The organism is Tautonia sociabilis, from assembly GCF_003977685.1.
Classification (GTDB): Bacteria; Planctomycetota; Planctomycetia; order Isosphaerales; family Isosphaeraceae; genus Tautonia; species Tautonia sociabilis.
Genome location: NZ_RYZH01000070.1, coordinates 20,059 through 28,103, shown reverse-complemented (window position 1 = coordinate 28,103; position 8,045 = coordinate 20,059). Strand labels below are relative to the sequence as shown.

General features: G+C 68.6%; 5 protein-coding genes. 1 reads left to right on the top strand and 4 read right to left on the bottom strand.

What is annotated here, in order from left to right; genetic code table 11:
* Positions 1–1,378: 1,378 nt before the first annotated feature.
* Complete coding sequence (locus tag TsocGM_RS23415; RefSeq protein ID WP_126727888.1) at positions 1,379–3,403, top strand: sulfatase; 2,025 nt, start codon at positions 1,379–1,381, stop codon at positions 3,401–3,403.
* A 104-nt stretch (positions 3,404–3,507) separates the two neighbouring features.
* On the opposite strand, the gene TsocGM_RS23410 is transcribed toward TsocGM_RS23415, so the two are convergent.
* The 4 genes from TsocGM_RS23410 to TsocGM_RS27820 form a co-directional block, all read right to left on the bottom strand.
* Positions 3,508–3,996: a hypothetical protein gene (locus tag TsocGM_RS23410; RefSeq protein ID WP_126727887.1), complete on the bottom strand. Its 489-nt coding sequence runs from the start codon at positions 3,994–3,996 to the stop codon at positions 3,508–3,510.
* Between the two features lie 86 nt (positions 3,997–4,082).
* A complete protein-coding gene (locus tag TsocGM_RS23405) occupies positions 4,083–4,718 on the bottom strand; it encodes a fused DSP-PTPase phosphatase/NAD kinase-like protein (RefSeq protein WP_126727886.1) in 636 nt (211 codons plus the stop codon).
* Between the two features lie 58 nt (positions 4,719–4,776).
* The gene (locus TsocGM_RS23400; RefSeq protein WP_126727885.1) at positions 4,777–6,468 is read right to left on the bottom strand and encodes a TolC family protein; all 1,692 of its coding nucleotides are present in this window, start codon (positions 6,466–6,468) and stop codon (positions 4,777–4,779) included.
* A 165-nt stretch (positions 6,469–6,633) separates the two neighbouring features.
* On the bottom strand, positions 6,634–7,995 hold the full coding sequence (locus TsocGM_RS27820) for an efflux RND transporter periplasmic adaptor subunit (RefSeq protein ID WP_126727884.1): 1,362 nt from the start codon (positions 7,993–7,995) through the stop codon (positions 6,634–6,636).
* Positions 7,996–8,045 lie beyond the last annotated feature (50 nt).

Genomic DNA, 8,045 nt, shown 5'->3' with positions numbered 1-8,045 from the left:
GGCCACCCTTCTTCGGGGCCGGGATGACGCGGGCGACCTGGGCCCACTCGGCGTTGGTCAGGTCGGTCGGGTAGCGCTTGGTGGTGTCCATGCCAGAAGGCTAGGTCACCCTTTCTAGACTCGCTGTGAGACTCGGCGGACCGCCCGGGCCCGATTTCAGGACGGCCCGCTCGTTGCCGTCCGCATCGTGGATGATGAGTTCCGCCCTGCCGGACATGTCAGAGCCCAGGCTCAGGCGGACCCTTTGCTCTGGAGTGAACATCCGGAGCCGCGGCTCGCCGTCGTAGGCCAAGCCGAGGGTCAGCCGCTCCCCGCTGCTGTCCGAGAACGAGAGCTCCGACCAGCCGTCAGGAGGGGTCCTGAGGCCTATCCGACGTCGCATCTGGTCATCCTTAACATTGGTCGCGAGCGTCAGCGCCGTCGTGCCATCGTCGGAGGCGTGGATGCGGAGGCGCTCGGCCCCGCACGGGTCGAAGAAGGTGAGGGTGGGGCCGTCGGATGCGGCCTCCAGCTCGATCCGGACGCGTCCCTCTCGATCGCGGATGACGAGCGGCGCGGGGGCGGTCGGATCCTTGCTGTGGGAAGTGGCCCATAAGGCCAGCGCCGCGACGGACCCGAGGGCGCACAAGACGAGGCCTGAGGCCAGGCGATGGATGGTACGTTCGAGGCGTTAGATTCGCTCGCCCGGAGGGTGGTCGTGATCCATGGTGATGTCCCCGACTGCCTGCCGCCGAAGCGATCCCTCGCCTTGCCATCGGCGGGATATTGTGCGGCATCGGGGTGAAGGTTCTCGCCTTAAAATTCGATTAAAATTCTCTAACATATGATTTGGCATACTGAGTGTGATCCGGGTGACCCTCCTCCTTCTCTGGTCGGAGCCATGACGACTTGTAGGGAGCCCAGCCCCTCGGATCAAATCGCGATCCGCTCGACTTCATCGAGCGTGATCGCGTCGCTCGTCCGGTCGTAGAGCTTGGTCGTCTTGGGCGACTCGTGGGCGGCCGTGCACGAGCAGGGCAGGGGGATCAGATCGGCACGTCGTGGGGGCCCCTTCCTTGAGGCTCCGTCGCCGCTTGTCGTAGCTCTGCACGACCTTGATCCTGTGCGTGGCTGGACGGATCGATGAGGTTGCCGGGTGACGCAACGATCCTTCGGGGATCCTCCGGATGGTCGGTACACTCGAGCATCCTTGCTGGGGGCCGTCGTTCTAGAACGGAGCGTTGCTTCGGATCGGACGGAAGAACTGGTCGGTGGCGTTCTTGTGTGGCATCGTTGATGTTCCTCAACTCTCCATTCGATTGCCTGCTTTCTCGACACTTCGGGACAGGCGAATGGGAGCGTCGACGCCGCTGGGAGGCGGCCCTCCCACGCCTCACGCATGAGATGCGAAATCAGCGGCGGCGGCGTAGCGGGACGGAGAGACGCGAGGGCCCGAGCGACGCTACTCGCGCGGGGGCGTATCAGGAAGGTTATGAGAAGGCGTGACGACACTCGAAATCGGCCGCTGGCAGAGCATCTCGCCATCGCCCTCAAGGCGGGCGTCGGCCTCGGGCTCGCGATCGGGCACGTCGACGTCGCGGTCAGGCTCTCTGGCAGGCGCATCGAATGGTTCGAGGTCTACCTCGGCCTGCTCCTGCCGGTGCTGGTGGTCGCGTCGTGCGCCGTGGCCATCGCACTCGCCCTGGATCTCATCTTCTCGTTGCGAGGCGAATACCCCTCGTCGGCCTCGCTACGGAGCAGTTACGCGTTCTTCGCCGTGAGCATGGCGCTCCTGGTAATAGCGTTCCCGGTGATCCACCTGCTGGTCCACGGAGATTCGCTTCTGTGGGACCCCGGCAGGACCGCCCTCAATACGTCCATATTCTTCGGGTTCATCGGTCTGTCGCTGCTCGTCCGCGTGGCAATGAGAGGACGGGAGCCGAGCCCGATGGCGTCCGGAACGGCGCGGATCGGCGGCTCGCTTGCCGGGAATTACGGATGGCTGCTCGGGCTTGTCTGCTTCTTCTCTCTCGCCTATGACCTCTACCTGCTCCGGGCCCTTCCCGAGCGGTTCCCCCCGCGTGACCCCGGCCACGATAACGTGATGGGCGAGCGGAGGGAGCGTCCGAATCTCATCCTGATTACGCTCGACACGGTCCGTGCCGGAAACGTGGGCTTTCACGGCTATGGGAAGCCGACCACGCCGCACCTCAACGGGCTGGCCGAGCAGGCGGTGGTATTCGAGCGCGCCGGGTCGGTCGCGAGCTGGACCCTCCCCGCCCACGCCAGTCTCTTGACCGGGAAGTACAGCTTTCATCACGGGGCCCATGAGATGCACCAGCAGCTCTCCCCCGAGCACGAGACATTGGCCGAGATCCTGCTCGCCGCGGGGTACCGCACCGCCGGTTTCGTCGGCGGCCCCTACTGCAAGGCGAAGTACGGTCTGGATCAGGGCTTTTCCGTCTACCACGATCGGCTCGATTTCTTCGAGTACCGCCACACCTACGATCCGCTCAGCATCAAGCGAGGGATCGATTGGTTCTCGAAGGACCTGAGTCGCCTCCTGCTTCGTAGCGACGGGGAGCGCACTGCGCCCGAGATCAACGCGGACGTGCTCCGCTGGGCCGGCCGATGGAACGGGGAGGCGTTTTTCTTGTTCATCAACTATTTCGATGCCCACGACCCATACAACCAGGGGATGGAGCATCGCCATCTCTTCACGTCGGAGACCAGGGACGACAAAGCGATCAACCAGATGGTCCGTTCCCATTATTTCGACCCGATCGGCCGATTCCGGGTCCGTCGGGTCGATCCGGGCCTGCGGGAATATCTGGTCGCCATGTACGATGCCGAGATCCGATTCCTCGATGATCAGCTCGCGAAGCTACTCGATCAGTTGTCGCGAAGGGGCTTTCTCGACAACACCGTGCTGGTGGTCGCCTCCGATCACGGCGAAGAGTTCTTCGAGCACGGCGGAGTGATGCACAAGCAGACTCTTTACGAGGAGGTCCTGCACGTGCCGCTGATCGTGCGCTTCCCGAAGGCGCTCCGGCCGTCCCGGGTAGGGGCCCGGGTCAGCCTCGCGGACGTGTTCCCGACGGTCCTCGAGCTGCTCGGGTTGCCGCTGCCGCGGGACATCGATGGGAAGAGCTTGCTGTCGCTGATGACCGGCGACGGGGCAGGTCCTCTCCACGACTTTATCGTCTCCCAGCGATATGGCCGCGAGGAGCACGGAGAAAGCCACATGCAAGCGCTCACCGGCCAAAACTGGAAGTACATCCACGTCGAACCCGAACAGGAGCGGATCCCCTCAGCGCTCTTCAATCTCCGAGCGGATCCGCTGGAGCGAAAGAACCTGATCCGGGAGGAGAAGGCCAGGGCCGAGCGGCTCCATGCGGAGCTGGATCGCGTGATCGAGGAGTGATGCCGGGCGAGGTGCAGTCGCGCCGATCGTGAGCCGCGACGACATCCCGCGCAGGCTCCGCTCGAGCTGTACGATGTCGCGCTTCACGCCGGGGACACCCCACTTCATTCCTCTGACGAGTTGCACTCGACGCTGTGAGCGAGTCCTGACATGGGCAGAGAGATGCGTGGTGCGTCAGTTCCCGTGCTCAAGCCCCTTCTGGTCCTGGTCCTTCCTCCCATCGGGATCCGCTGCAGCGTAAAGCGAACATCAAGCACGACATCGGGCGCCGCTTCGTCCGGCACCGAGGGGTCCGCCGTCGGGGATGCATGTAAGATTCGAGGCCGCTGCCCCTGCTCGCGCTTGAGCTCCTCGAGCAGCGCGGCGATCTCGCCGAGGTTCCGCTCGCGTTGGTCTTGGTTCTGCTTGATCTGGAGGGCGACCCGCTCCATCTCCTCCAGGACCTGCCTCCTCTCGGCGAGGGCTCGTTCCTGCGTCCTGAGGCGCTCTTCGTGGCGCCGGATCCTGATCGTCTCGGCGGTCAGGGCGAGGGCCGCGGCGGCCATCGCCAGTGCGGCGATGCACCTCCCCGGACCCGAGAGGAAGGCCGTCATCCGTTGCGGGGGGGTCGCACCGGCGCCCGGGGAGGGGCTCATCGCTCCCCGGGCCGGGGCGTCGGTTCGGCCGTCGGTCGTTCCGCTCATGCTGCCTCCTTGCCGTTGCTCCGGCGATGGCCGTCGCCGCCCTGCTCGCGGCGGCGCGGCAGCACGCGTTCCTCGTAGAACTGCTCCATGAAGCGGTAGTCCGGGCCACGATCGACGCGTTTCAGGCCGAAGGTGCGGGCCACCTCGGCGGTCGCCTGCTCGAGGGTCCAGCCGCAATGGAGGGTCCGGTAGGCGATCTGGGCCATCGAGGTGCGGTTGATGCCGTGGTGGCAGTGGAAGAACACGGGCTGGTTGGCCGGGTCGGCCAGGGCGTCGGCCGCCTTCTCGAGCTGGTCGGAGAGGGTCGGCCCGCCGTCATGGCCCCGGAAGTCGGCGATCGGGATATGCACCCAGCGGCAGCCCGACTCCGCGGCCAGGGCCTTCTCGGCGGCGACCATGGGGCTGTCCGGTGGGTGGGCCAGGGCGACGATGGTCCGGATCCCGTGCTCGTCGATGATCCGGCGCATCGGCCAGTCCTGCTGCCAGGCCCCGCGGTAGACCGCCCCGGGCTCGACCGCGGCGAACTGCTCGGGGAAGACGTAGTCGTGCCCGTGCCTCCAGAGCTGCTGCCCGCCGAGGGCGAGCAGGCCGACGAGGAGGGATCGGCGGAGCCAAGTGTGTCGTCGCGTCATGCGTCCGGACTCCTGGGGACGTGCGGGATGCCGGCCGCCGGGGAGCGACCGGCGTCGGTTAATGCGGGCCCATCAGCGGGGAGAAGGGGGTCGGCGGCGGGGCCGGCGGCTCCCCCCCGGTCGGGGCGACCAGCGGCGGGCGGCCGATGGCGTGGTAGAGGCGAAATTGGGCCCGGTTGTAGGCCAGGACCGACTCCAAGTAGTCGGTGCGGGCCTGGGCCAGCGCCTGGATCGGCTGGAGGACCTCGATCGGCCGGGTGGCGCCGGGCAACCCGGCGCCGCGGCGGATGTTGGTGAAGTTCAGCTCCAGGGAGCGCAGCGCCTCGGGCAGCTCGCGCGCCGCCCGGTCCATCTGGCGGATGGCCGCCAGGCGCGACTTGTCGGCCTGGACCACCTGGGCGGCCACGCGGTCCTGCGTCTGGACGAGCCGGAGGGTGGCCTCCTGACGCTCCGCGTCGCTGCGTCGAATCCGGGCGCGGTCGCCGAAGCCGAGGTTTTCGAGCGTCCAGAAGAGGTTGACGTCGGCGTCGCTGCGGCCCTCGAAGTCGCCGAAGAAGTCGTTGGGGCCGCCGCCGAAGCCGCCACCGGAGTAGCGCAGGGCCAGGCTGGGGATGAACGGTCGCAGCCTGGCCTGCTTCAGCCGGACGAGCGTCGCCTCGACCAGGGCCTGGTTCTGGGCCAGCTCGGGGCGATTCTGCAGGCCCGCCACGATCAGGCTATCGATGGGGCACTCATCGGCCACCAGGCGGAGCACCGTCTCGGGCGGCTCGATCGGGGCGACGACGATGCGCGGGTCGAGCCGCGTGCGGCGGACCACCTCGGCGGAGGCGACCTCCAACTGGCCGACATACTGTTCGATCTCCTTGCGCCGGCGTTCGAGTTCGGTCAGGGCGCGGCGGTAGTCGGCCTCCAGGCCGGCACCGGTGCGGGCATAGGAGGCGGTCAGCTCGGCTAGCGCCTCGGCGTGGGCGGCGGCCTCGCGGGCGATCTGCAGGCGACCGGCCGCGAGCTGGAGGTCGAGGTACGCCTCGGACAGGCCGAGCAGGGCGTCGTTGGTGGCGGCGGCGACGCCGGCCCGGTTGGCTTCGACGACCTGACGTGCCGCCAGTGGCGCGAAGATCGCGTCGGAGATGCGGATGACGGCCGTGGTGCTCGAAAGCGGGGCCGGGCCGCCGCCGGGGATCGGGCCGGTGACGCCCTGGCCGAAGGCACCCGTGGCCCCGAGGAACAGCGAACTTTTGCTGATGTGGCGAACCGGGCCCTCGACGACCTGGGCGGTGCCGTCGTGGCGGATCCAGTTCGGGCCGAGGAAGAGGCTCGGCAGCCAGACGGCCCGCGCGGCGCTGAGATCGGCGACGGCCTGGGCGACGCGGGTCCGGGCGATGGCGATGTCCAGGTCGCGGGCGCCGGCCAGCCTCAGGGCGCCGGCCAGGTCGATGGGGTAGATCGCCTGGCCGGGGCCCAGGGGCGTCCCCAGCGGCCCTCCGGAGGGGGAGGGCAGGCGCAGGGACGGCACATCGTTCACTTCCGTTTCCGCGAGCGGGCTCTCTGCCCCCGGGAGCGGCTCGGGGATTGCGTCGCGACCGTCGTCGCGTTGTTGCTCGTCCTTCGGCCCCTCACCGGCCCCGGGGGGCGGTTCGATCGGCAGGGTGGGGGGCATCTGTGCCATGGCGCTCGTGCCCAGGCCGAGGACGAGCGTCGCCGTGCCCAGGAGCGGCGCCATGGGATTGGACCGAATCCTTCGTTCCATGCCGGAGACCCTCCCTGGTCCCGCGCGTGTCTCTCGGATGGTGGGGTGGGTTTCCTACCCCGCCGCATTGTCTCGACATCCGATATTATCGGCCGATAGGCGGATTTTCTCGATCATGATGGCCAGGACGCCCGATCTCCAAGATGGGATTCCGGGCGGAGTGAATCACGACTTCGCCGTGGCGCCAGCGAGCTCCGGCTGCTCCGCTTCAACGGGCTGCCCCTCGGCCAGCGAGTCGGCGTTGGCCGCGGCGATCGCCTCGTCGCCGTCGAGGCCCGAGAGGATCTCGACTCGCTGGCCGTCGCCCAGCCCGAGTTCGACCTCTCGCCGATGGGCCTCGCCGTCGGCGACGACGACGCAGTAGGCCTTGCCGCCGTCCCGCACGATGGCCGTCGCCGGCACGGTGAGGGCGTCCGGACGTTCCTCGGCGACGATCGTGGCATAGGCGTAGAGGCCGGGGCGGAGCACGCCCTCCGGGTTCTCCAGGTCGACCTCGGCACGCAGGGTCCGCGTCGTCTGGTCCAGCACCCAGGAGATGCGCGTGACCTGCCCCTCGAAGGTCCGGCCGTCGAGGGCCTGGAGGCGCACTTCGGCACGGTCGCCGGGGTTGACCAGCGGGGCGTCGGTCTCGGGCACGCCGACGGCGATGCGGACCTTGTCGGTGCGGGCGACGACGAACAGCGGATCTCCGGAGCCGCCCGGGACCGTGAGGTGGCCGGTGTCGACGTGGCGGCGGGTGACCACACCGTCGTACGGGGCGACGATCTTCGTGTAGCCGGCCATCGCCTCGGCCTGGCGGGCATCGGCCTCGGCGACGGCGACGCGGGCCGCGGCGGCGGCGACATCGGAGCGGGCCTTGTCCAGCTCGGCCTGCGCCTGGGCCAGGGCCGCCTCGGCGGAGCGGACCTGGGCCCCTGCCTCGTCGCGGGCGGCCTGGGCCGCCGCGAGCTTGCTGCGGGTCTCGTCGCGGAGGCTGTCGGTGATCGCCCGCTCGCGCACGAGCTGGTCGATCCGGTTGTACTCGGCCTGCCAGCGGGCGACGTCCGCCTCGGTACGGCGGATGGCCGCCTGGACCTCGGCGATGTGGGCCTCGGCGCTGGTGACGGCGGCCTGGGCGACCTCGACGGCCGCCTCGGCCTGCGTGCGCTCGGCCTCGGCCTGCTCGATCATCGCCCGCTTCATCTGGAGTTCGGCCTCGACCTCGGGCACGGAGAGTTCGGCGATCACCTGACCCTCGGTGATGCGGTCGCCGATGTCCACGGCCAGGCTGCGGACGTAGCCGGCGATCTTGGCGTGGATGGCGGTGGTCTCGAACGCCTCGATCTGGCCGGGCTGGCTGGTGATGCGTCGGATCCCGGTCGGCTCGGGCCTGACGGTGGCAATGCTGGTGGGGGACGGAGTTCCCGCCGCCGAATCGTCGCGGGCGGCCCGGGTGGATTCACTCACCGGCCCGCAGCCGGCGATCAGCGTTGCCATGAGGCCGAGGGCGACGAGCCCAGCCCAGTCTCGACGTTCGCGAAATCGCATGGATACTCCTCCGGGTAAAGGTTGGATGCGTTAGGGCTCGGAGACTCGTG

Coding starts and splice junctions, on each gene's coding strand:
- TsocGM_RS23405 (WP_126727886.1), bottom strand. CDS start 4,718: ATGACGCGACGACACACTTGGCTCCGCCGATCCCTCCTCGTCGGCCTG.
- TsocGM_RS23415 (WP_126727888.1), top strand. CDS start 1,379: ATGAGATGCGAAATCAGCGGCGGCGGCGTAGCGGGACGGAGAGACGCG.
- TsocGM_RS23410 (WP_126727887.1), bottom strand. CDS start 3,996: ATGACGGCCTTCCTCTCGGGTCCGGGGAGGTGCATCGCCGCACTGGCG.
- TsocGM_RS23400 (WP_126727885.1), bottom strand. CDS start 6,468: ATGGAACGAAGGATTCGGTCCAATCCCATGGCGCCGCTCCTGGGCACG.
- TsocGM_RS27820 (WP_126727884.1), bottom strand. CDS start 7,995: ATGCGATTTCGCGAACGTCGAGACTGGGCTGGGCTCGTCGCCCTCGGC.